This window comes from Novosphingobium sp. (assembly GCF_036803765.1).
Lineage (GTDB): Bacteria > Pseudomonadota > Alphaproteobacteria > Sphingomonadales > Sphingomonadaceae > Novosphingobium.
In genome coordinates this window covers 1-22348 of the sequence record NZ_DAIRTS010000002.1, presented here as the reverse complement: position 1 = coordinate 22348, position 22348 = coordinate 1, and the positions used below count along the sequence as shown (strand labels likewise).

General features: G+C 66.4%; 18 protein-coding genes. 8 read left to right on the top strand and 10 right to left on the bottom strand.

Going from position 1 to position 22348, the window contains the following annotated elements:
- The first annotated feature begins 201 nt into the window (after nucleotides 1-201).
- Nucleotides 202-1368 carry a hypothetical protein gene (locus V7Q48_RS01215; RefSeq protein WP_333835771.1) on the top strand — a complete coding sequence of 389 codons (1167 nt, stop codon included), beginning with the start codon at nucleotides 202-204 and terminating at the stop codon, nucleotides 1366-1368.
- 24 nt (nucleotides 1369-1392) lie between these two features.
- On the opposite strand, the gene V7Q48_RS01210 is transcribed toward V7Q48_RS01215, so the two are convergent.
- From V7Q48_RS01210 to V7Q48_RS01200, 3 genes are read right to left on the bottom strand one after another with little or no spacing between them, the layout of a single operon-like run.
- Nucleotides 1393-1914 carry a DUF3237 domain-containing protein gene (locus tag V7Q48_RS01210; protein WP_333835770.1) on the bottom strand — a complete coding sequence of 174 codons (522 nt, stop codon included), beginning with the start codon at nucleotides 1912-1914 and terminating at the stop codon, nucleotides 1393-1395.
- A 1-nt stretch (nucleotide 1915) separates the two neighbouring features.
- Nucleotides 1916-3610: an alpha/beta hydrolase family protein gene (locus tag V7Q48_RS01205; RefSeq protein WP_333835769.1), complete on the bottom strand. Its 1695-nt coding sequence runs from the start codon at nucleotides 3608-3610 to the stop codon at nucleotides 1916-1918.
- 2 nt (nucleotides 3611-3612) lie between these two features.
- Nucleotides 3613-5796: a TonB-dependent receptor gene (locus tag V7Q48_RS01200; RefSeq protein ID WP_333835768.1), complete on the bottom strand. Its 2184-nt coding sequence runs from the start codon at nucleotides 5794-5796 to the stop codon at nucleotides 3613-3615.
- Nucleotides 5797-5949: 153 nt separating this feature from the next.
- On the opposite strand from V7Q48_RS01200, the gene V7Q48_RS01195 reads away from it, so the two are divergent.
- From V7Q48_RS01195 to V7Q48_RS01185, 3 genes are all read left to right on the top strand, one after another.
- On the top strand, nucleotides 5950-6321 hold the full coding sequence (locus V7Q48_RS01195) for a hypothetical protein (protein WP_333835767.1): 372 nt from the start codon (nucleotides 5950-5952) through the stop codon (nucleotides 6319-6321).
- 117 nt (nucleotides 6322-6438) lie between these two features.
- Nucleotides 6439-7356 carry a sugar phosphate isomerase/epimerase family protein gene (locus V7Q48_RS01190; protein ID WP_333835766.1) on the top strand — a complete coding sequence of 306 codons (918 nt, stop codon included), beginning with the start codon at nucleotides 6439-6441 and terminating at the stop codon, nucleotides 7354-7356.
- Nucleotides 7357-7397: 41 nt separating this feature from the next.
- Entirely contained in the window at nucleotides 7398-7802 is a 405-nt protein-coding gene (locus V7Q48_RS01185) for a C-glycoside deglycosidase beta subunit domain-containing protein (protein WP_333835765.1), read from the top strand.
- 79 nt (nucleotides 7803-7881) lie between these two features.
- Here V7Q48_RS01185 and V7Q48_RS01180 read toward each other — a convergent pair whose 3' ends face one another.
- On the bottom strand, nucleotides 7882-8730 hold the full coding sequence (locus V7Q48_RS01180; RefSeq protein WP_333835764.1) for a 3-keto-disaccharide hydrolase: 849 nt from the start codon (nucleotides 8728-8730) through the stop codon (nucleotides 7882-7884).
- Nucleotides 8731-9016: 286 nt separating this feature from the next.
- On the opposite strand from V7Q48_RS01180, the gene V7Q48_RS01175 reads away from it, so the two are divergent.
- Both V7Q48_RS01175 and V7Q48_RS01170 read left to right on the top strand, forming a co-directional pair.
- On the top strand, nucleotides 9017-9625 hold the full coding sequence (locus V7Q48_RS01175; RefSeq protein ID WP_333835763.1) for a TetR/AcrR family transcriptional regulator: 609 nt from the start codon (nucleotides 9017-9019) through the stop codon (nucleotides 9623-9625).
- 151 nt (nucleotides 9626-9776) lie between these two features.
- Nucleotides 9777-10538, top strand: a complete 762-nt coding sequence (locus V7Q48_RS01170; RefSeq protein WP_333835762.1) for a 3-keto-disaccharide hydrolase — start codon at nucleotides 9777-9779, stop codon at nucleotides 10536-10538.
- A 28-nt stretch (nucleotides 10539-10566) separates the two neighbouring features.
- Here the strand turns inward: V7Q48_RS01170 and dld are convergent, their stop codons facing one another.
- The 4 genes from dld to V7Q48_RS01150 are packed head-to-tail and all read right to left on the bottom strand — an operon-like array spanning nucleotide 10567 to nucleotide 14633.
- On the bottom strand, nucleotides 10567-12261 hold the full coding sequence (gene dld / locus V7Q48_RS01165; RefSeq protein WP_333835761.1) for a D-lactate dehydrogenase: 1695 nt from the start codon (nucleotides 12259-12261) through the stop codon (nucleotides 10567-10569).
- Nucleotides 12262-12274: 13 nt separating this feature from the next.
- Nucleotides 12275-13039 carry an SDR family NAD(P)-dependent oxidoreductase gene (locus V7Q48_RS01160; RefSeq protein ID WP_333835760.1) on the bottom strand — a complete coding sequence of 255 codons (765 nt, stop codon included), beginning with the start codon at nucleotides 13037-13039 and terminating at the stop codon, nucleotides 12275-12277.
- Entirely contained in the window at nucleotides 13036-13782 is a 747-nt protein-coding gene (locus V7Q48_RS01155; protein WP_333835759.1) for an SDR family oxidoreductase, read from the bottom strand. Before V7Q48_RS01155 ends, V7Q48_RS01160 begins: the two co-directional genes overlap by 4 nt.
- Nucleotides 13779-14633 carry a fumarylacetoacetate hydrolase family protein gene (locus tag V7Q48_RS01150; protein WP_333835758.1) on the bottom strand — a complete coding sequence of 285 codons (855 nt, stop codon included), beginning with the start codon at nucleotides 14631-14633 and terminating at the stop codon, nucleotides 13779-13781. The genes V7Q48_RS01155 and V7Q48_RS01150 overlap by 4 nt, the downstream gene beginning before the upstream one ends.
- 336 nt (nucleotides 14634-14969) lie before the next feature.
- On the opposite strand from V7Q48_RS01150, the gene V7Q48_RS01145 reads away from it, so the two are divergent.
- Together V7Q48_RS01145 and V7Q48_RS01140 are read left to right on the top strand one after the other, a co-directional pair.
- Nucleotides 14970-15824 carry an aldose 1-epimerase gene (locus V7Q48_RS01145; protein ID WP_333835757.1) on the top strand — a complete coding sequence of 285 codons (855 nt, stop codon included), beginning with the start codon at nucleotides 14970-14972 and terminating at the stop codon, nucleotides 15822-15824.
- Between the two features lie 49 nt (nucleotides 15825-15873).
- On the top strand, nucleotides 15874-19344 hold the full coding sequence (locus V7Q48_RS01140) for a glycosyl hydrolase (protein WP_333835756.1): 3471 nt from the start codon (nucleotides 15874-15876) through the stop codon (nucleotides 19342-19344).
- A gap of 66 nt (nucleotides 19345-19410) precedes the next feature.
- Here V7Q48_RS01140 and V7Q48_RS01135 read toward each other — a convergent pair whose 3' ends face one another.
- Both V7Q48_RS01135 and V7Q48_RS01130 read right to left on the bottom strand, forming a co-directional pair.
- On the bottom strand, nucleotides 19411-21651 hold the full coding sequence (locus tag V7Q48_RS01135; protein WP_333835755.1) for a TonB-dependent receptor: 2241 nt from the start codon (nucleotides 21649-21651) through the stop codon (nucleotides 19411-19413).
- 80 nt (nucleotides 21652-21731) lie between these two features.
- Nucleotides 21732-22348: fumarylacetoacetate hydrolase family protein (locus V7Q48_RS01130; RefSeq protein ID WP_333835754.1), on the bottom strand; the 617-nt coding region annotated here is incomplete at its 5' end.

The following is a 22348-nucleotide window of genomic DNA, read 5'->3' as shown; positions in this document are numbered from 1 at the left end:
GATTTGGTGGCGCACCCAATCCACGGGTATCCACCGCGGTATGGCTGGGGAGAGTTCGCTCGGCGGGCCAGCGTGCCAAAACGCCCGCAAGGCGTCGCGAGTGCCTCTTCGTGCTCATTGCGCAGCGTCAGTTCCAGCGTGTAGGGTTCCCACGGCAGCGGGCAATCCGCGCCTTCAGCGGGGTGAGGAAACGATCGATCGATGGCGCCGGCGATCTCTTTGGCTTTGGCGTTCGACAATCCGCAGCTTGCCAGGGCGCGCGAGCTCTATCGACGCGTGATAAACGAGCATAGCGAAGTGGTCTCCACCTCGGCCATGATCGCCGACAGGCTGGAACAGCAGGTCTGCAACGCCGGCTTCGCGACACCGCCTATCACCGAGGGCATGATCTGCGAACAGTTTGGCGTGGGGCGGCGCATCGTGCGCCAGACCAGCCGCATCCTGCGCCAGCGCGGCGTGCTGACGCCCCGGCGGGGTGGCAATGGCCTGGGAGGATTGTGCGCGTTACCGCCAGACCTGCCGGATGCCGTAAGCGCCATCCGCGGTGAACTTGCCGTGGAGGCGCGCGCGGACAGGGATCTGCTGGGCGAAGCGGGGCAATGGCTCCTGCCCGCTTTGCACAATCGTCATGACCCGCTGGCCGAATTCATCGGGTCGATCCTTGCCCGGCCGGACGCCCTGCCGAACGGACAGGACAAGACGGCGGGGCGGGAGAGCCTGGCCGATTGGCTTGCGGGCCGACTGCTCGAGGAACTCGCGTTGTCGCAAGGGCGTGCCGCCCTTGGCCCTCTGGCACAAATCGCCAGCGACTACGGTGTCAGCATCGAGGTCGCGGTGGAAGCCGCGCGGGTTCTCGTCGACGCACAGAAAGTCGAGGTCAAGCGCGGCAGGGGCGGGGGGCTTTTCGCATGCGACACCGGACCGGGCCGGGGGCTGCATCTCGCCAATGCCTATCTGGCCGCAAGCAACGTCTCCACCGAGGATTGCCGCGAGGTACTCGACCGTATCAACACCGCAATGATCGAAATCGCGCGTCAAAGACGCACGGCTGATGGTCTCGACCGCATCCGGCACTCATTCAGCCTGATGCAGCATGCAGCCAATGGGACCGATCTTGGCCGCGCCTGGTATGGCTTCATCCGCGATATTGCGGATCTGGCATCCAACCCCGTGCTGCACTTCCTCGCCCGATCGATGGCATCCTCGATCCTCATGCGTCGGACGCGCAGCGCCGAACTGCCCGATTCCGCAGCGCGCGAATTGCTCGCGGCCAGCTCGCAAATTCTCGCGCACCTCGACGATGCGCGGCAGGCTCCGGTCGTCGCAGCGCAATCGCGCTGCCAGAAGGCGCTGGAGAATTACTGGTAAGGCCGGCGAAGAAGGAAACCTCGATCACGGCACCGCGTAAAAGCGCAGCACGACCTGGCGCAGGTTGCCTTGCGCATCGACCACCGGATCGATCGTCGACACGAAGACCGACTTGTTGAGCCAGTCGTGCTTGCCGATCGGGGCGGTAAAGACCGGTATGGCCCGCGCATAGGCACCGCGCCCCGAACCCGGCGGACAGGCCAGACCGACATTGCGGACATGGATCAGGGCCTTGTCCTCGGCGCGGATGAAGTAGTCGGCGACGATGTCGGTGCACCCGTCGGCGCGGGTCAGCTGCCAGTCCGCGCCGCCGGGCAGGACCTTGCCCTGCAGCATGGGCCCGCTGATCGTACCGCCGACAATGCCGATCCGGTTGCCATTGCCGCGTGGCCCCGGTCCCGTCGGCTCGGGGGTTTCGAGATCGACGCGCTCCTCGAACACGAACTGCAGCGCGGGAGGCTGTATGTCGGCGGCGGCCGCCGGGGCTGCGCCGGTCGTGATTGAGGCAAGCAAGGTCGCCACGAGCATATGGGATAGCCGGGTCATGTCAGGCTCCGATCGGTTGCGTGGCGACGAGTACCCAGGTCACGAACAGGCCCGACAAGACAGCCCCCGGTACCACCGAGCCCAGCATGCGCTGTGAAACCGTACCGAAGATCCCGATGAAGGCCAGGAATACCGCGAAGCCGATCGCGGAAATAACCCGCAGACCTTCGCCCGCCAGCAACAAGTGACCGGTCAGCGCCAGGACGCCATATTGTGCGGCAAGAAAAAGGACGAAGCCTCCGGCCATGGCCGCCACGGCGCGGATCAAGGCACTAGTCATGCTGCCCCGGTCCAATGGCGAGACGGTGTCGACAAGGCGCAACGAGGCCAGGCAGTTGATAGTGAAGAAGGGGGCGTAAAGCACGAAGTCCCGCGTCCGTTCGAGCGTCAGCGGTCGTATGGTGATGAACCACCACGAGGGATTGACGTGTAGCCAACGATCTGCGGCCAGAACCAGCACATAGGCCGGCAGCAGGGCAATCAACGCAAACGGCACAGCGCGCGGCACCATTGCCAGGTCTAGTCCCACGCCCTTGCGTCGCAGCGCCAATATGCCGAGCACCGCGCTGACGAGCGCCCAGCCGGCAAACTGGTTGGTGAAGGTCTGCCGGAACAGCGCGTTCTGGCCGAGCACCAGCTCGGTCAGCATGCAGGCTGGTATGAACAGCACGGCGGGTACGATGGCAATTGCAGCCAGCTGCACCGCTTCCGAAGGCGCAGGAACGCGTTCGCCTGCCGGCGCCGGTTCATACATCCGGCGGCCCATCAGCGTCATCGCCGCCGCGATCAGCACCGGGATGGCCAGCAACGCCACCAGGTCGCCCGCTTCGCGCCATGGCCAGATCTGATCCTGTGCCGTCAGTGTACCGCCGCCTTTCAAGGTCCGGCCGAACCATTCGATCGCGGGCGTGATGCCGGCGGCGGATTCGTGCAGCCAGGCATGCGTCGTATTGGGCGTCAGCAGCATGCGCGCAGAGCCGTCGCCGATGCGTCCGTAGAGACGGCCCGGGACCACCGGTGCAGCACTGCCGAACAGGTCACGCAGCTTTGGCACCGAGCCTGTCGCCAGCGGCGCTTGTGCGCCCCACATGAAAGCACCGAACTCGTCGCGCGTGCCATAGACGACGAGGAGGTTGCGCGGGAAGGTGCGGCTACCCTCGGGCGCAAAAGGCGCACCGACGCTCGACCCTTCAAGGATGAGCGAGCGATAGCCATCGGGATGGGCTTTCGCGGCACTCAGTACCGCCCAGCCGCCCATGCTGTGCCCCTCAAGGCCGATATTGTTCCGGTCCACGAACGGCAGACCGCGCAGGTAGGCCAGCGCGTCCGGTCCCCCGAAACCGTCGGCGAAGGTCACCGGGGCGCTGCCGCCATGCCCGCGCTGGTCGGGAGCCAGCACGACGTAGCCACGACGGGCATATTCGGTTGCGAAATTGCCCTGCATTTCCGCACTGTTGAGATAGCCGTGAAAGGCGAGGATCGCAGGTGCCGGACGGTCGGGCGTCACGCCCGGCGGCCGGTATAGCAATGCCCGCATGGTCGCACCGCTGCGGCCCGTGAAATGGACTTCCGAGACGGCCACCCTGCCGGCGGACTGCACTCGGGACGCCAGCACCAGGCCGACGATGGCGACGAGGATTGCGGCAAGGGCGACGAGCGCCCCCGTCTTCGATCCGCCCGTGATTGCCCCGCGCATGATCAGAACTTCGCCTGGAAGTCGACGCCGTAGCGACGGGGATAGGGTACGGTGCCGAAGCGCAGCTTGGTATTGGTCTCGATGCCGACACCGGCCAATGTCTTGTTGTCGCTCAGGTTCTTGCCCCAGATACCCAGCTCGTACTTGCCGTCGTTGAACGACACCCCGATGCGGGCGTTGTATTCCTCGAAGCCCGGCGTCGCACCGAGGCTGAAGGGAAAGACCTTGTCGTTATAAGCCGTGAAGAACTGGGAGCTCTTGTGGACCATGTCGCCGTGCAGGGTCAGTTCGGTCGAGGTGTTCAGCGGGATGGTGTAGTCCGCCGCTCCGCTGAACGAGAACTTGGGCGCCTCGATCATGCGGTTGCCGGCAAGATCAATGCCGTTGAGCACGAGCCTGGTATACTTGGCATCGAGGAAGCCGAGGCCCGCCGAAAGCCGTAGGCGGGACAGGAGATTGGCGCTGATCTCGGCCTCGATGCCGTTGATCCGCGACCGGCCCGCGTTCACCAGGGCCTGGTTGATCACCGAGATCGAGTTGACGAACTGCTGATCCTTGAACTGATAGTGGAAGGCTGAGAGGTTCAGCGTGACCCGGCGGTCGAACAGGCGGCTTTTCACGCCCAGCTCGTAGGCATCGAGGTATTCGGGCTTGGCCGTGGTGAGATCACCCGGGAACACCAGCGCGCCGCCGTTGAAGCCGCCGCTGCGATACCCGCGGGCATATTGCGCGAACGCCATGAAATTCGACGAAGGCTTGTAGCGCAGGCCGAAGCGCCCGCTAGGTTGCGTCTCGGTGTAGTCGAGGTTGGTGTTCGGAATGCCGAGGCCGGGGATATTCACGACCGAGCGGAAGTTTCGCATGTTCGCCTTGTCGTGAGTCAGACGGATACCGCCATAGAGGCTGAACGACGGCGAGAAGTCGAAGGTACCGTCCATGTATCCCGCATAGGACGTGCGGGTCTGGCGATAGGTCTGGCGGCCGTCGAACGCACCGGCGAACTGCGAGACGTGGAACAGGTTGTCCAGCGTGTCGCGGAAGTAGAACACGCCGGCGATCATGTTGAACGGGCCGGCCAGCTTCGTGGTCAGCCGCAGGTCCTGCATGTATTCGTTGGTGTGCGCCTCGAAATCCAGGGCCAGCAGGTTCGCAGCGCTACCGTCGCCATCGACTTCGTTGAGGAAGTAGCCGCGCTGATAGGACGAGATTGACGTCAGCGCGATTTTGCCCAGATCCTTGTTCAGTGTGAGGCTGACGGCGTCACCACGGACGCGGATGCGTCCGTCGCGGTTGTAGTAGCCCTCACGGGCGCCAAGCTGCCGGCCGGTTACCGGATCCCGGCGCGGATCGGAGCCGAAGGCATCGACGTTGCCGGGCAGATAGCCGGTGACGTTGGTACCGACCGCTTCGGGTGCGCTGCGCGTGAAGCTATAGCGCAAGGTGGCGTCGAAGCCGTTGTCGTCCTTGTATTTCATCGCGGCGCGGATCGCGACCTTGTTGAAGTTCGACTTGTCGCGCCCGCCCGGAAGCAGGTTCTTGACGAATCCGTCGCTGTTGCTGGTGTTGAACGAGACGCGCATCGCCAGGCGATCGTCGACCAGCTGCGTGTTGGCCGCACCTTGCAGGCCGACATAGCTGTAGTTGCCCAGTTCGCCCGAAAGGTATCCCGAGGTATCGAACTGCGGCGCCCGGGTGACGTAGCTGACCGCGCCGCCCACCGTTTCCTTGCCGAACAGCGTGCCCTGCGGCCCGCGCAGCACTTCGACGCGCTCCATGTCGAACAGCTGCGCTCCGCCGAGGAAGGACGAGCGCACGAAGACTTCGTCGTAGAAGATGCCGGTCGGCGAGGAAGCATTGAGATCGAACGCCGATTGCGCGATGCCGCGCACCGAGAACTTGGGCTGGTCCTCGTTGCCCAGCACGCTGACCGAAAGGTTCGGGGTCTGGCGGGCGAGCTCCGTGCCACTGCGCATCTGCAGCGCGCCCAATGAAGAGCCCGACACGGCGGTGATCGCGATCGGCACGCCCTGCGCGCTCTGTGCACGCTTTTGCGCCGTCACGATGATCTCGTTGGGGTCGCGCACTGTCGCGTCGGCTTCGGACTGGTCCTGAGCTGATGCGGATGTGGCGGCAAGCGCGGCGGCAAGGCTGGCCGAGGCGAGCATGGCAAGGCGACTGGTGCGCAAGGTGATATCCTCCCGGAAACGGCCTCGTCCAGTTCGTCTGGCGATGGCCCGATTTGTCCCCGAGGTTTTCGCTGTGTTTCAGACCCGAAAATAGCGGCCTATTTGATTTTGATGGAAAGGGCCCCGTCCAGTTTCCCTATGCCCGCATGGCGGGTGATCCTGGCGATCACGATCTTCGCCGCGATCCTCTTCTACATCGTCCAGATCCAGACCGCGCCCGCCCTTGCAGGGCTTGGGCTACGCAACCCGGCGGAGATCGGCTTTCTCACCTCGCTGGCCAGCCTCGGCGTACCGATCGACACGCTGGTCTATTCGCGTGCCTCACGACTGCCGGTGGCCTGGTTGCTCGCAGCGGAATTCCTGCTGATGGGGCGGGGATTCTTCTTGATGTGGCATGCATCGGCCAGCACGCCTTTCCTGGTGGGCTGCGCCATCGACCAATTGGGCGCCGGCATGATTCTACCGACCCTTGCTGGTCTGGCCGACTGCAGGGTCTACGCAAAACGCTGCTTGCCAGCGATTTGATCGGCGATTAAATGATAATCCGAAACTAGTTCTGCATGCGCCGATGGCGTGTGCGGGATGCAGTGCGGGCCGCTCGGTCCGGGCTGTCGCAGGATCACGAGAAACAGGGAGTCGGGCATGGCCGGGCAATTCAAATACGGGGTATCGCTCTACAGCTATACCGAGGACTTCGGCAGCATCATGACCCTCGAAGACGGGTTCGACCATGCCGCCGACACCGGCGCCACCGGGATCGAGATCCTCGGCGAGACGCATGTCGAGTGCTATCCCGAACCGACGTCGCAGTGGCTGGACCGGTGGTTCGGCCTGCTCGACCAGCACAAGCTCGAGCCGACCAACATGTGCTCGTGGGTCGACACCAAGCTGCGCCTCGGGCAGCAGCTGACCGTCGAGGAAGGCGCCGCCGAACTCGAGCGTGACCTGCGCCTTGCGCACCGGCTGGGCTTCAAGTTCCTGCGCCCCAAGTTCGGCGTGATCGATGCGCAGTTGACCCCTGACCCGATCTGGTCGGGCGCGGTCGAGCGGGTGCTGGACCTTGCCAACACCTTCGACATCGTGATCTGCCCCGAGATCCACTCGCCCACGCCGATCCGCCATCCTGCGGTCGAGGGCTACATCGACTTCATCGAGCGCACGGGCACGCACAACTTCCGCCTGCTGATCGACACCGGCATCTTCCAGAACCGCCCGCTCAAGGGCTGGCAGCACGAAGTGCCCGAAGGTGACAGCGACCATGCCAAGCTGATCAACGGCATTGCTGTCGACCCCGAGGAATTCCTCGACATCGCCAAGTACGTGGCCTTCATCCAGGCCAAGTTCCATTACATCAACGACGACCTGCAGTGCGAGAACATCCCCTGGGACAAGGTCATCCCGGTGCTCAAGCGTGCCGGCTTCGACGGTTATCTCTCGTCGGAATACGAAGGCGCGCGCGAGCCGTGGGTGGCGATCGACCAGGTCCGCCGCCAGCACGTCATGATGCGCCGGCTCGAGGCGGAATACGACGCCGCGCATGCGGCCACCGCTGGCGCCTGAACCGCGCGACACCGAACCAGCCCTTTCTACAGGAACACGCCATGTACGAATATCAACTGATCCAGGCCACCGGCTTTCGCAACTATGGTCCGGTCGAGGCGCGCGAGGGGGTCGAGGTGCGCCTGCGCCTGCCCAATTATCGCGGCATGCGCCTATCGCTGCTCGACGGCGTCGACGTGACGATCGACGGGGAATTCTTCAGCTACGAGATCAACAAGCTGCGCCTGCATGGCGAGGTCTATGATCTGGAGGCCATGCGCGATGCCACGACCGTGCGCTGGGCGGTAGGTGACTTTGGCAGCGTGCTGGTGCCCAAGGCCGGGGGCCTCGCGCCGGGCATCCACCACGTCAAGGTCGCGGCGCGCACGCGCTCGCCCTATTTCCCGCCGCACCTGCAGCCGCTGCCGGTCAATGGCGAGCGCCTGGCAACGATCGTTCTGCCCTGAGGCGCCACGCGACCTCGGAAACACGAAGGCCCCCGAAGCACATCCGCGGCGGGGGCCTTCGCTTGTGCGGGCCAGGTCGTCAGAGCGGGCGGATCTTCACGTTGCGATAGAGGATCTCGGCGGCCTCGATCTGCAGCAGGATGCGTCCGCGGGTCAGCGGGATGTAGCGCGTGCGGTCTGCCGGGTCCTGCTGCTGCAAGCCGTAGAGCGCAGTGACGAGGCGCCCGTTGACGATATGCGCGGCCTTGTCACCCTGGGCGATCAGTTCGACCGTGTTCCATCCCTCGAGCGTGTCGAAGCTGCCGTCCGCGCGGATCCACTGGCGCAGCGACCCGCCGGCATCGACCTGCGGTGCGTATCGCGTGTTGCCGGGGAAGTCTTCGGGCCAGGCGGGCAGGCCGCCCTGCGAGATCGCCTGGATCGCGCGATGGTTGATCGGCAGCGCATCGCCGGTGTTGCGTTCCATGATCTGGTATTCGATGCAATCGGGCCAGAGGCGCTCCTTGCCCTGTGGGGTGTGATAGAGGATGCCGCTGTCGCGCTTCCAGATCGTGCGCGGTTCGTAACGGCGGGTGCCCCACTTGTATTCGAGGCTGAGATGGTAGTTCTCGTACTCGCGATCGGTGGCAAGGTAGCCCATGCCGGCCTTGGCCGGGCCGCGATAGCGCGGGCCGAGCAGGTGCAGCATGCCGTCATGGATGTCGACCACGCCGTCGCGGTCCTGCGTGCCGACGCCGTCCTGGAAGAACGTCCAGCCGGATGTGTCGCGACCGTTGAACAGCGGGCGCCAGCCCTCGGCGTCGGGCGCAGACGTGGCGGCTCCGGCGGGCTTGCCCGCAGCCACCGCCGACGCGGCATGGGGCAGGGCCGCGGCGGCGACCCCGGTGGCGGCCAGGCGCGTCAGCGCGCCGCGTCGGGTGGTGTTCATGCATGTCTCCCTAGGTCGCCACGTCGAACAGATGGCGCGGCTCGGATCGCTATTTAATCAACGATCAAATTTATCACAAGCAGCGATTGTCGAGGTGGCCGCCCGCTGCGGCGGCGACGTTTTGACATCGCCGGGCGGCCGGTACACAAGGGTCGCCGGTGCATACCAGGTCCACTCGGGGGGCGGCCCTCGGGCCGGGGTGACGGGGGTTCAGAGCTGCGGCGGGGTGGCGTCGTGACGACGCGCGATCCGATCCCCGGTTTGCGGGTCCATCAGGCAGGAACGAATGAGCGAGAAGAAGCCGTACAACCGGGACAAACTGCGGCATGCATTGCTCGATGCCGGGCGGGCCTATCTCAAGCAGCACGGCCACGCCGGTCTCTCGATCCGTACTCTGGCGCAGGAAGTCGGGGTCTCTCCGGGCGCGCCCTACTATCATTTTCCCGACCGGCGTTCGCTGCTGCTGGCGCTCGCCACCGAAGGGTTCAACGAAATGCTCGCCGGAACCGAGCAGGTGCTCGCCGGCAAGGCGGATCCCGCCGACAAGCTGCGCCGGATGGGCCTGCTGTTCATCCGCTTCGCCGAGGACAATCCGCACCTGCTCGACCTGATGTACGAGAGCGAATTGACCACGCCGACGCTCGATCCCACGCTGCTGGCCTTCCAGCGGGCAGGGCACGATGCGCTGCGCAAGCAAGTGATCGGCGCAAGGCCCGGGCTCGATGAAGCGGATGCCGACGTGCGCGTCGTCGCGTTCTGGTCGGCGATCTACGGCTTTGCGACGATGCGCAAGAAAGGCGTCCTGCGCCCCACGCACGACGGCGTCCTCCCCACCATGGACATCGCCGAGACGATCGTCGCCATCACCCTGCGCGCCGTTCTCGCCGAAGATTGACCTGCCCGCTGCATCAATTTATGCAGTGATCAAAATTGGGTAGGAGAGAAAGATGCCATTCGCGCGGCGTGAAGTCCTGACAGCAGTCGCGGCGGCTCTGCCCGGTCTGGCTATGCATTGTGGTCCAGCCAGCGCTGCCATCAAGCCTCCCGTGCGGCGACAGAACCCTTGGCAACTGTTGTTCAATGGCGTCGACCTCGACGGGTGGAGCTTCTACCAGGATGGCGTTGGCGACACCGACCGCTTCAACGCCGTGGCTATCGAAGACGGGGTGCTGCGGCTGCTTGGGCCCGGCTACGGTGCACCGGACGGTGCCGGGTTCGGTCGATTGACCACCACCCGCCGTTTTGCCGATTACCATCTGCGGCTCGACTACCGCTTCGGTGATCGCCGGTTTGCACCGCGCAGCCTGGCCAAGCGCAATTCGGGCATCCTGTACCACATGGCGCCTACCGAGGGGGTGCTCTATCCCGACTGCATCGAGTTCCAGATGGAAGAGACAGACGTCGGAGACGCGATCCTCGTCAATGTCCAGGGTATCCAGGGGCCGGATCTGGGCGGAACGCCGGTCTGGCCGACCCTGCCGCCGTTCCTGCCGCGTACTTATGCCGAACCGCTCGTCTTCGGCGGGTTAGCCAGGCAATGGTACCGCAAGAACGGAAACTTCGAGCGTCTGGGCGAGTGGAACACGCTCGACATCATCGCCTTCGGCGACACCGCCGCTCACATCGTCAACGGGCGCGTCGTCACCACGCTGTTCGGGCTCATCGAAAAGCCGGCGCCGGGCAAGCAGCCCGTGCCGCTGACCGGCGGACGCATCGCACTCGAAATGGAGGGGGCTGAAGTTCTCTATCGCAACGTGATGATCCGCCAGCTCGACGCAGCCGACATCGCGCAAATCCTCAAGGGCTGACGCGCCGCATCGCACTGCGGCCCTGGCGTCACGCCCAGTCGCGGCGACGGCTGGTCTGGCCGATGCCGGGGTTGAGGCGGTTGCCGGGGTCCAGCGCGCGGTAGTGCGCCTGTAGCGCGGGCTTGGCCGGATAGAGGTGGCCGACGTTATGCTCGGCCGGATATTCGGCACCGCGGCGGTCGAGCAGGTCCCACATGCGGTGCTCGAGTGCGAGCGGGTCGACGCCCTGTTTCAGGATGTAGTCCTGGTGGAACACGTGGCAGAAGAAATGCCCGTAGTAGAGCCTCGCCTCGATTGCCTCTGCGATCTCGGGCGGGAGAACTTCGAGCCAGTCCTCGTCGTTGCGGCGTAGCGCGATGTCGAGCGCGATGATTTCGCCCACCCGGTCGGCGTGCATGGCGCGATAGCGGATCGCCGCGCCGGCCACGGCGAAGCGGTGGAGGAAGGCCTTCTTCGCCTCAAGCGGGGTGCACTCGAACATGGCGCCGCTGGCGCTGGGGAATGTCCGCGCCAGCAAAGCACGCGCTTCCTCGACGCCCTCGCGCGGCATCTTGAGGATGAGGTGATGCTCGTAGCGGTCGCGCCACTCGCGCATGCGCGGGGGCAGGTGCTGGGGCAAGAGGCGGCTCGCGGCCTGCATGATCCGGTCCGACAGGTTTGCAGGCAGGATGCGCAGCCGCCGCGCGAGGGCATCGACCCTGTTCTTCAGCGCGAAGAGGCGCGGCAGCCGGTCGGTGCCGAAGCGCTCGATCGCCACGAACACGTCCTTGCCATAGACCGCGGCGATGTCGAAGGCATCGCGGTGGATGTATTCGCCCGAAATCGGCAGCTCGCTGAATTGCGACAGGATCGTGCGGCGCACGCGGGTCAGCTCGGCTGTGTCGTTGGTGCCGATGTAGAAGGTGGCGGTCCCGTCATCGCGCGGGAAGGTGTCGAGCCGGACCGCGAAGACCATGACCTTGCCGGCGCTGCCCGACGCTTCGAACAGGCGCTCGGGGTCGGCATTGTAGCGCGCGGGCGAGGGGGCGGCGATGTCGCGCACGCGCGCGGCATAGTCGTGGCATGAGGCGGCGCGGCGTGGCGCACCGGCCGGGTCGGCGGCGGGCAGGTTGCCGCTTTCGATGCGGGTCAGGATGTCCTCGGGCGTGGTGCCGAGGTCGAGGCCGAGGTGATTGACGAGTTCGACCGCTCCATCGGCGTTCACCCGGGCGAACAACGCCATCTCGGTATAGGCCGGCCCGCGCCGGATCAGCGCGCCGCCCGAATTGTTGCAGACCCCGCCGATCACCGAGGCGCCGATGCACGAGGAGCCGATCACCGAATGGGGCTCGCGGCCGAGCGGCGCCAGATCGCGTTCGAGATCGTATAGCGTGGCGCCCGCGAGGCACACGACCTCGGCGCCGCCGGCAAGGGTGTGCACGCCCTTGAGCCGCAGGGTGTTGATGATCACCACCGGCCGGTCGTAGTCGCCGTCCGGGGTGGAGCCGCCGGTCAGGCCGGTATTGGCGGCCTGTGCGATCACGATCACGTCGGCGGCCATGCACGCGCAGAACGCGCGGTACTGCTCGAGCGGTGTTCCGGGGCGCACCACCGCCAGAACCGGGCCGCCGCCATAGCGATAGCCCGTGGCATAGCCGCGCGTGGCATCGGCTTCGGTCAGGACATGCCGCGCCCCGACGATCGTGCGCAACTGGTCGAGCAGGGCGGGCGCGGGCGCATTCATGCGCTGCGGCCCGTCACCGGTAAGGCCAGGGTGCGCGGGTGAAGACGCCGCCGTCGACCCACAGCGTCTGCCCGGTGACGTAGGCGGCCGCTTCGCTGGCGAAGAACAGCACAGGGCCGGCGATATCCGCCGGTGTGCCGACGCGGCCGAGCGGCGTGATCGGGGACCATTCGCCTTCGTAGTCGGGAGATTCCTCGGCCGTGCGCTCGGTCGCGATCGCCCCGGGCGCGACGCAGTTCACGCGGATGCCATGGCCCCCCAGTTCGACGGCCGCGGACTTGGTGAACTGCTCGATCCCGCCCTTCGACGCGGTGTAGTCCACGAGGTTGGGGAAGGCGTGCTTGTTGCAGCCCGAACCGATGTTGACGATGGCGCCGCCGGCACCGCGGTCGGCCATCGCCCGGCCGAAGACCTGGGTGTTGAGGAAGCATCCCTTGAGATTGGTGCGCAGCACCGCATCCCAGCGTTCTTCCGACAGCTCCAGCAGCGGCGCCCAAGTCTGGATGCCGGCATTGTTGACGAGCAGATCAGGCGCCGTGCCCGCCCAGTCGATCACGGCCGCGGCAAAGGCCTCGACCTCGCTCTTGACGCCGACGTCGCAGGCCAGGCCGAGGACGTCGTGGCCTTGCGCCGCAAGGTGTGTGACGAGCGCCTGCGCCGGCTCTGCCGAGGCATGGTAGGAGAACGCCACGCGGTAGCCCGCTTCGGCCAGAGCGCCCACGAGGTGGCGGCCGATCCCCGTGCTGCCGCCGGTGACGACCGCGATGCGCTGGCTCACAGGCTCATCCCCCCGTCGATGACCACGTTGGTGCCCGACATGAAGCGCGCCTCGTCGGAGGCGAGCGTCACGGCGATGGCGGCGATTTCCTCGGGCTGGCCGAGCCGGCCCATCGGCTGGCGGGCGATGAAGGCCTCGCGTGCGGCGGCGGCATCGCCGGTGGCCGCGAACCGGTCGAGCAGCGAGGGGGACTCGACGGTGCCGGGGCTGATCGCGTTGCAGCGGATGCCGCTGGCGATGAAGTCGCGCGCCACCGACATGGTCAGCCCGACCACGGCGGCCTTGCTGGTGGCATAGGCGAAGCGGTTGGGGGCGGCCATGACCGAGGAGACTACCGAGGCGATGTTGATGATCGCGCCGTCACCCCGCACCAGCATCGCGGGCAGGAAGGCGCGGATCGTCAGCGCCATCGACCGCACGTTGAGCGTCATGCTGCGGTCGAGATCCTCGATCGACCCGTCGAGGATCGACCCGTTGGCGACATAGCCGACGCAGTTGACCAGGACCGATGCCTCGGGATGGGCTGCGGCGGCGATTGCCACCGCGTCGGCATCGGTCACGTCGAGCGTGCAGGTCGTGATTCCGGATCCGTCGGCGAACGGTTCGGCAAAGCGCAGGTCGGCCGCGATGACGCGGGCACTCTCGTGCGCAAAGGCGATCGCCACCGCGCGCCCGATGCCCTGGGCACCGCCGGTGACGAAGCACGTCTTGCCGGCGAGGCGGCCGCCTGCGCCCGCGTTCACCGGGCGGCGTCCCAGGCGATCACCGTGTGGCGCTGCGAGCCCAGCTTCTCGATGCCCAGTTCGATCACGTCGCCCTCCTTGAGGAAGACCGGCGGCTTCATGCCCATGCCGACGCCCGGCGGCGTGCCCGTGGTGATGACGTCACCGGGCAGGAGCACCATGAACTGGCTGAGATAGCTGACGATCGCGGCGCAGTCGAAGATCATCGTACGGGTGTTGCCGGTCTGCATGCGCTGGCCGTTGACGTCCAGCCACATGTCGAGTGCCTGCGGGTCGCCCACCTCGTCGGCGGTCACCAGCCAGGGGCCGATCGGGCCGAAGGTGTCGCAGCCCTTGCCCTTGTCCCACGATCCACCCCGTTCCAGCTGGAACTCGCGCTCCGACAGGTCGTCGCAGACGACGTAGCCGGCAACATGCGCCAGCGAGTCCTCGGGCGAGACATAGGCCGTGCGCGAGCCGATGACGATGCCGAGCTCGACTTCCCAGTCCATCTTGGCCGAGTTGCGCGGGCGGCGCACGTCGTCGTCGGGCCCCTGGATGCACGAGACCGCCTTGGTGAAGACGATCGGCTCCGACGGGATGGGCATGTTCGCCTCGATGGCATGGTCGGAATAGTTGAGGCCGATGGCGATGAACTGGCGGGTTCCGGCGACGGGGGCGCCGAAACGGACGGGTTCGGCCACCGCGGGCAGCGACGCAGGGTCGATCGCACGCAGGCGCGCGAGGGCCTGCGGATCGAGCGCGGCTGCGTCGATGTCGGCGAGGTGAGCCGACAGGTCGCGCAGCGTGCCCTGCGCATCCACGAGCCCCGGCTTTTCCTGCCCCGCCTGACCGAACCGTACCAGTTTCATTGCATACTCCTGTCGCTTGTAGCGCTACCTATAAGGGCCGGCGCGCGGGGCGGGCAATCGTCCAAGGGCTCTTGCCAGGCCTATGCGGCAAAGGGTTGGCAGCGCGCCCGGCAGCCAAAGGTAAACTCAGAATTTGATCAACGATCAAATATACGCCTATCGGACAATCGGCTGCGCGTAAAGACATTGGAGCAATGGCGTGCCGAGGTTGCGGCGCGGCAATTCGCCGTTGCCTCAAGTTTGATCAATGATTAGGAGCGGGCGAACGGCAAACCCGTAGCGCCACCGAAGGTGCAGGCCGCCGTTCGCCGGAAACACCGTGGAAAGTCATCCCTCATGCTGTCTCTCGTCTCCGGCGATTTCCGGCTGGACCTTGCGCCCCGGACGGGCGGGGCGATCGTCGGGCTGACCTGGCGGGGGGAAGACCTGCTCCGGCGCGGCGATGCCGGCGATATCCTCGACGTCAGCCAGTTTCCCATGCTGCCGTTCTGCAACCGGATCGCGAATGGTGCCTTTCGCTTTGCCGGCGAAGCGATTGCGCTGCCCACCAACATGCCAGCCGACAGCTTTCCGCTGCCGCTGCACGGCTACGGCTGGGTCGGCCCATGGACCGTGGGGGAGCAGCGCAGCGACCTCGTGACCCTGCACTATGACGGCAGCGGCGATGCCTGGCCGTGGGACTACGCCGCGCGGCAGACCTTCCGCATCACGCCGGGTCGCGTGATGATGACGCTGGCGGTGACCAATCGTGCCGGCACGGCCATGCCCGCCGGCCTCGGGTTCCATCCCTATTTCCCCTGCAATGACCGCACGATCTATCATGGCTTGCACCGCGAGCGCTGGACCACCGACGCCCAAGGGCTGCCCGATCGCCATACGGTCTCGGACGAGGCGATCGACTGGTGGCGCGCCCTGCCGGTCCAGACCCAGCCGGTCGACGATATCTTTGCCGGGCGCGAGGGCCCGCTGACGGTGGTCTGGCCCGATCGCTCGCTCGGCGTGCGGCTGTGCCCCGACGATACGCTCGGCTTCACCACGGTCTTCGCCCCCGCGGGCGCGGACTTCCTCTGTGTCGAGCCGGCCACGCTGATGACCAACGCCTTCAATCGGGGCGCAACCGCGCCGCTGGCGCCGGGCGCAACTCGCGAGGTCCACCTCACGCTCGAACCATTCCGCACCGCCGGTGCATGACGCCGCCCGCTTTGCGTGCTGCGGCCAAAAGAATACCCGGGAGACGAACTTGCAGGTAAAATTGATCGCGCTCTTGCTGGCGACCGGCTCGATCCTCGTTCACGGCGAGGGCTGGGCTCACCCGGCACCCGCAGCCCGCTCAGCGCCGAACCGGCCCGCCGTGACCGCAGCTCCGGCGACCGATGCCGCGCGCGATGCGCTCGCCCGGCAATTCGCCGCGCCGCCGGTCGAAGCGCGCCCCCGCGTCTGGTGGCATTGGATGAACGGCAATATCTCCAAGGACGGGATCGCCAAGGACCTCGCCTGGATGAAGGCGGTCGGCATCGGCGGCGCCCAGACCTTCGACATCAATCTGACCACACCGCAGATCGTCGACCGGCGCCTGGTCTACATGAGCCCAGAGTGGAAGGACGCCTTCCGGTTTGCGGCCAGCGAGGCCGACCGGCTGGGGCTCGAACTGGCGATCGCATCGTCGCCGGGCTGGAGCGAGACGGGCGGGCCCTGGGTGCCAGCGCAGGACGCGATGAAGAAGCTGGTCTGGAGCGAGACCGTCGTTGCCGGCGGCAAGCCGTTCACCGGGCGGCTGGCGATGCCACCGTCGATCACCGGTCCGTTCCAGGCGATCGGGCAGCAGCCGGATCTGTCGGACTTGCTGGCCGACCGGCCACTGCACCCGCGCACCGAGCAGCTGTATCGCGACACCGTCGTGCTGGCGGTGCCGCTCGGCGACCAGCCGGTGCTGCCGCCTCCTGCAGTCTCGGGCCCTAGGGGTGAAGCGGTCGCGCCGGGTGCCATCGACGGCAGCGGCGCTGCGCCGGCCCTGCGCATCGCGCCGCCATCGCCCGCGGCGCCGAGCATGGTCACGCTCGATTACCGCCGCCCGGTCCCTTTGCGCGCCGCGACGGTCTTCCTGCCCGGCGCTGCGGTGCCACTGGTCGGCGGAATGTTCGGGGCATCGCTCGAGGTCAGTAACGATGGCAAGACGTGGGCTGCGGTGGCCGACGTGCCGCTGGCGACGGTGCCCACCACGGTCAGTTTTCCCGAGGTCACTGCACGATACCTGCGGCTCGCGGTCCGCTTCGCCTTGCCCGGTGGCGGGGGCGGGGCAGCGCCTGCGACTGACAACGGCATTGCGATGCACGACCCGTTCGGAGCGATGATCGGCAAGATCCTGTCATCGCCGGTCACCGTCGCGCAGTTCACGCCCACCTCGGCACCGCGTATCGACCGCTTCGAGGCCAAGGCCGGCTTTGCGCTGGTGCCCGATTACCTGGCCCTCGCGTCTCCGGATGAGGCCGCCAATGGGCCGGCGCCGGATGCCGTTGTCGACCTGACCGACAGGCTGCGCCCCGACGGAACGCTGGCCTGGACGCCACCGGCTGGCCGCTGGAAGATCCTGCGGATGGGATACTCGCTGGTCGGCACCACCAACCACCCGGCCACCGAGGAGGCGACCGGCCTCGAGGCCGACGTCTTCGACGGCGGCGCGGTGCGTCGCTATATGAATCACTATCTCGCGATGTATCGTGATGCCGCGGGGGAGAACATGGTGGACGCGCATGGCGTGCGGGCGCTGGTGACGGACTCGATCGAAGTCGGCGCGGCAAACTGGACGCCGGCGATCCTCGAGCAGTTCCGCCGCCTGCGCGGCTACGATCCGCTGCCCTGGCTGCCCACGCTGACCGGCGAGATCATCGGCTCGCGCGCGGCCTCCGATGCCTTCCTGCTCGATTATCGTCGGACCTTGGCCGACCTCATGGCCAGCGAGCACTATGGAACGGTCGCCGATGCAAGCCAGGCCGCCGGTCTCAAGGTCTATGGCGAGGCGCTGGAATCGCGGCGCCCGTCGCTGGGCGACGACATGGCGATGCGTGCCCATGCCGACTATCCGATGGCGGCGATCTGGGCCTATCCGCGCGATGCCAAGCCCGAAAATTCGGCGCTGGCGGACATCCGCGGCGCCGCGTCGATCGCGCATATCGAGGGGCGCACGGACGTGGCTGCGGAATCCTTCACCGCCGCGCTCAAGCCCTGGGGGTTCGGCCCCGCCGACCTCAAGCATATCGTCGACGTCGAATTCGTGCTGGGGGTCACGCGCCCGGTCATCCACACCTCGGTCCACGTCCCGCGTGACGATCGCCAGCCCGGGCTGAGCCTCGGCGGGATCGGCCAGTACTTCAACCGGAACGACAGCTGGGCGCCGCTCGCCCGTCCGTGGATGGATTACATCGCACGCAATTCGGTGCTGCTGCGGCAGGGCCGCAATGTCGCCGATCTCGCCTATTTCTATGGTGAGGAAGCCCCGCTGACGGGGCTCTACAGCGACCGCCAGGTTCCAGATGCCCCGCGTGAGCATGCCTACGACTTCCTCGACGCAGCCTCGCTGTCGGACGCGCTGGCCAACGAGGGCGATGCGTTGGTCACGCCGGGAGGCGCACGCTACCGCGCGATCTTCCTCGGCGGCTCGTCCGACCATATGTCGCTCGCCACGCTGCAGCGACTGGCCACGCTGGTCGAAGGCGGCGCCACGCTGATCGGCCGCCGCCCGACGCACCGGCTCGGGCTGGCGGGCGATGCCGCTGCCTTCGTGACGCTGGCCGACAGGATGTGGGCTGGCGACCGCGAGACGAAGCTGGGCAAGGGGCGGGTGATCGCCTCGGGCGATGCGGACGCGACGCTTGCGACGATCGGCGTCGCGCCATCGTTCCTGTTGAGCGGGGGCGCGGCCGGGCGCGCGGTCGATGTGCCCTTCGTCGAGCGTGCGTTCGACGGCGGACGCAGCTGGTTCCTGGTCAATCGGGGCAGCGCGCCCGTCACGGCCGAGGCCCATTTCCGCGTATCGGGTCTCAAGCCCGAGATCTGGCGTGCCGAAACGGGCGGGCGCGAGGCGGTCAGCTATCGTATCGTCGGTGGTGAAACGATCGTGCCGTTGACGCTGGCGAGCGGTGAGGCGCTGCATGTCGTCTTTGCCGGACCGGCCACCGCGTCCGCACAAACCATTGCCGCACCCCGCTTGGCCCCGGCGGCGGCACTCGATGGTCCGTGGACGGTCCGCTTCCAAGCGGGACGTGGCGCGCCCGACAACGCGGTGCTGCCGACCCTCGCGCCGCTCGACACCAATGCGGCACCCGGCATCCGCTATTTTTCGGGCATCGCTACATACCAGAAGAACTTCACCGCCCCGCGCGGCTGGAAGACAGGACAGCCCCTGCTGCTCGACCTCGGCGAAGCGCGCGAGATCGCCGAAGTCACCGTCAACGGCAAGGCGGTGGGGTCGGTCTGGCATGCACCCTATCGGCTCGACATCGGCGGCGCCGTGCGGCCGGGCGCCAACCGGCTGGTGGTGCGGGTCGCCAACTTGTGGGTCAATCGCCTGATCGGCGACCAGCAGCCCGGCGCCGCGAAGATCACGTGGACCGATACCGACACGTACAAGGCCACGGCGCCTCTGCGCCGCTCCGGCCTGATCGGCCCCGTCACGCTGACCCCGGTGATCCCGGGCGCCACGGCGCGTCGATAGCCCGACGCACGAAATAAGGCCCGGGCGACGTTGGTCACCCGGGCCCTTTCGCTATGGTGCTTGCGATCAGAACTTCAGGCTGGTGCGCACCCCGTAAGTCCGGGGCGGCTGGAACACGTACTCGTTGATGCCGGCAAGGTAGTTGCGCTTGCCGCTGGTCAGCACGACGTGGTCGGTCAGGTTGCGCACGAAGAACGAGATCTGCCAGTTGCGGGAATCCGGCTCGAACGTGACGTTGGCATTGGCCATGACGTAGGACCGGCTGGTCTCGTCCTCGTAATTGAAGACTGAGTAGTAGAACTTCGAGCTGTACTTCGCGTCGACGTGCGGCGTGACGTGCCCGCCCATCATCGGGATCGCATATTCGACCGTGGCGGTAATGACCGCGGCGGGTGCGTTGGGCAGGCGGTTGCCGCCGACGTTGATCAACTCGGGCGGCGAGGCGCCGTTGGCGATAATGATGTTGTCGCCCATCTTGGTGTTCAGCAGCGCGGCATTGAGGTCGAACCGCCCGCCGGCGCCGAACAGGGCAGACGCCTGCACTTCGGCACCATAGACGCGCGCGCTGCCGACGTTGAACGTCCCGGCCGAACCGCTGCCCGTCTGGGTGTACTGCGATCCCTGGTAGTTGGAATAGTTGAAGTAGAATCCGTCGACGTTGAAAATGAGGCGTCCTCCCATCAGCTTGGTCTTGGCGCCGACTTCGAACGAATCGACGGTTTCGGGCTGGTATCCCGGCACCGGTTGGCCATTGTCGGGGCTGTTGAAGCCACCGGCCTTGTAGCCGCGATCGTACTTGCCATAGAGCAGGATCTGGTCGCTCGGCGTAAAGTCGATCCCGGCATGGAAGCTGGCCTGAGGCTTGCGCTTGCCGTTGATGGGATAGATCCCGTCAGCGGGGCCGGTCACGACCACTGGCGGCGCGAACGGCGAGCCCACGGCCTGGATGTCGGTGATGTTGGTGCCGGTCCGGGTCTTCTTGTCCCAGGTCAGGCGGGCGCCGAGCGTCAGTTTCAACTGGTCGGTGGCCGCAAAGGCACCTTGCGCAAAGGCGGCATCCGACGTCGTCACGATAAGGTTGTCGAAATAGACGCCGTAACGACCGGCGGTGCTGAGAGCAGCGAAAGGGCCACCCGGTGCGAACGGGCCGGTCATCGAGACATTGTAGAGCCCGTTGATGATCGCGTTCTTTTCGTAGAAGTGAAAGTAGCCGGCCTGAACGAACAACCGCTGCGCCGGGTCGTTCGAGATGCGCAGTTCGTGGTTCCACGTGACCGGGCGCTCGTTGTTGATGTAAGTGCGCACCGCCGGGTAGATGTCGCTGGTGCCATCGAGGGCGTGGCGGAATGTCGTGCTGTCGCGCCCGCCGGCATAGATGACCGAGAGATTGCCAAGGACGTCGTCAAGCCGTGCCTCCCATTGCACGCGGTTCACGATGAGGCGGTTGTAGGGCTTGAAGAAGCCCGGGAAGATCCGCGCCTTCCCGAAGTCGGGACGCTGTCCGATCGGCGTCTTCCACGAGATCGAGCCGACGCTGTCGAGATCGTCGTGCTGGTACAGCAGGTTGAGGCTGAGATTCTCGGTCGGCCGGGCCGCGATCTGGAAGCGGCCCGAGTACATGTCCTCGTCGTCGCCGATCACGTTGATCCCGGACAGGCGGCGATAGCCATCGTGGCGGCGGTAGATGCCCGAGGCGCGGAAGGCCAGCTTGTCCGACGGCGAATAGTTGAGTCCGGCCTCGCCGTTGAAGGTGCTGTAGGTGCCCAGTTCGGCGTTGATGTAGCCGCTGTTCTCGAACTTGGGGCGTGTGGTGATGATGCTGACCAGGCCGCCGGTCGAGTTGCGACCGTTGAGCGTGCCCTGTGGCCCCTTGAGCACTTCGATCCGCGCGACGTCGTACATCGAGGACTGCAGGCCGAACTGGCGGTTGGTGTAGAAGCCGTCCCGCGCGATCGGAACCGACGGGTCGCCGACCTGCGTCGTGTCGGTGGAGGCGACGCCGCGGATCGCCAGGTAGGACCCATCGGTGGTGGTGGTGATGTTGATGCTAGGGTCATTGGCGGTCAGCGCGGTGACGTTGCTGATGCCGCGCGAGACGAGGTCCGCACCCGAATAGACGTTGATGGCCACCGCGGTCTTCTGTGCCGAAGTCTGCACGCGGTTTGCCGTGACGACGATGTCGGCGATGCCGGTCTGGCCGGTCGGACCGCTGGCATCGGCCGCTTGCGGTGCCGGCTCCTGGGCCTGGGCCATGGCGGGCAGGACGAAGGCACTGCCTGCCAGCAGTGCGATATGGATCGGTTTCATTCTCAAGGCATCCTCCCATTGTTGGTTGTAATTGGCCTCCGCCGCCGGCTTTAATGCCGGTCTCTGGCGAAGGTTTGGGTTCAGGCGACGACGGGGTTGGCAATCTCCCCGATGCCGCCGACCGCGACCGAGACGATGTCGCCGGCGCGCAGGAATCGAGGCGGATTGCGTCCGGCACCCACGCCGCCGGGGGTGCCGGTGCTCATCACGTCGCCCGGCATGAAGCGGTTCACGACCGAATAGCGCGCGATAAGTTCGGGAATGTCCCAGATCAGGTCCGCGATCGTTGCATCCTGCATGATCTCGCCGTTGAGGCGGGTGACCATGCGCAGCGCATGGAAGTCGGCGATCTCGTCGACGGTGGTGACGTTGGGCCCCAGCGGGCAGAACGTCGGGAAGTTCTTGTACATGGTGTTAAGCGCAAAGTGTGGCGGGATCGGCGGCTTTTCTTTCGAGCGCAGGGCAGGAATCCAGTCCCGTGCCGAAACGTCGTTGAGGATCGTGTATCCCGCGACGTAGTCCATGGCCTCCTTGGCGCTGACATTGTGACACGGCCTGCCGAAGACGACGCAGATTTCCCCTTCGAAGTCGACCTGGTCGGGCGCGGCCGTGGGGAGCGCGATCGGATCGAATGGGCCGGTGATCGCCCCGATCGACTTGTGGAAGCCGGCTGGCGGATGGTCGGGCAGGGCAGGGC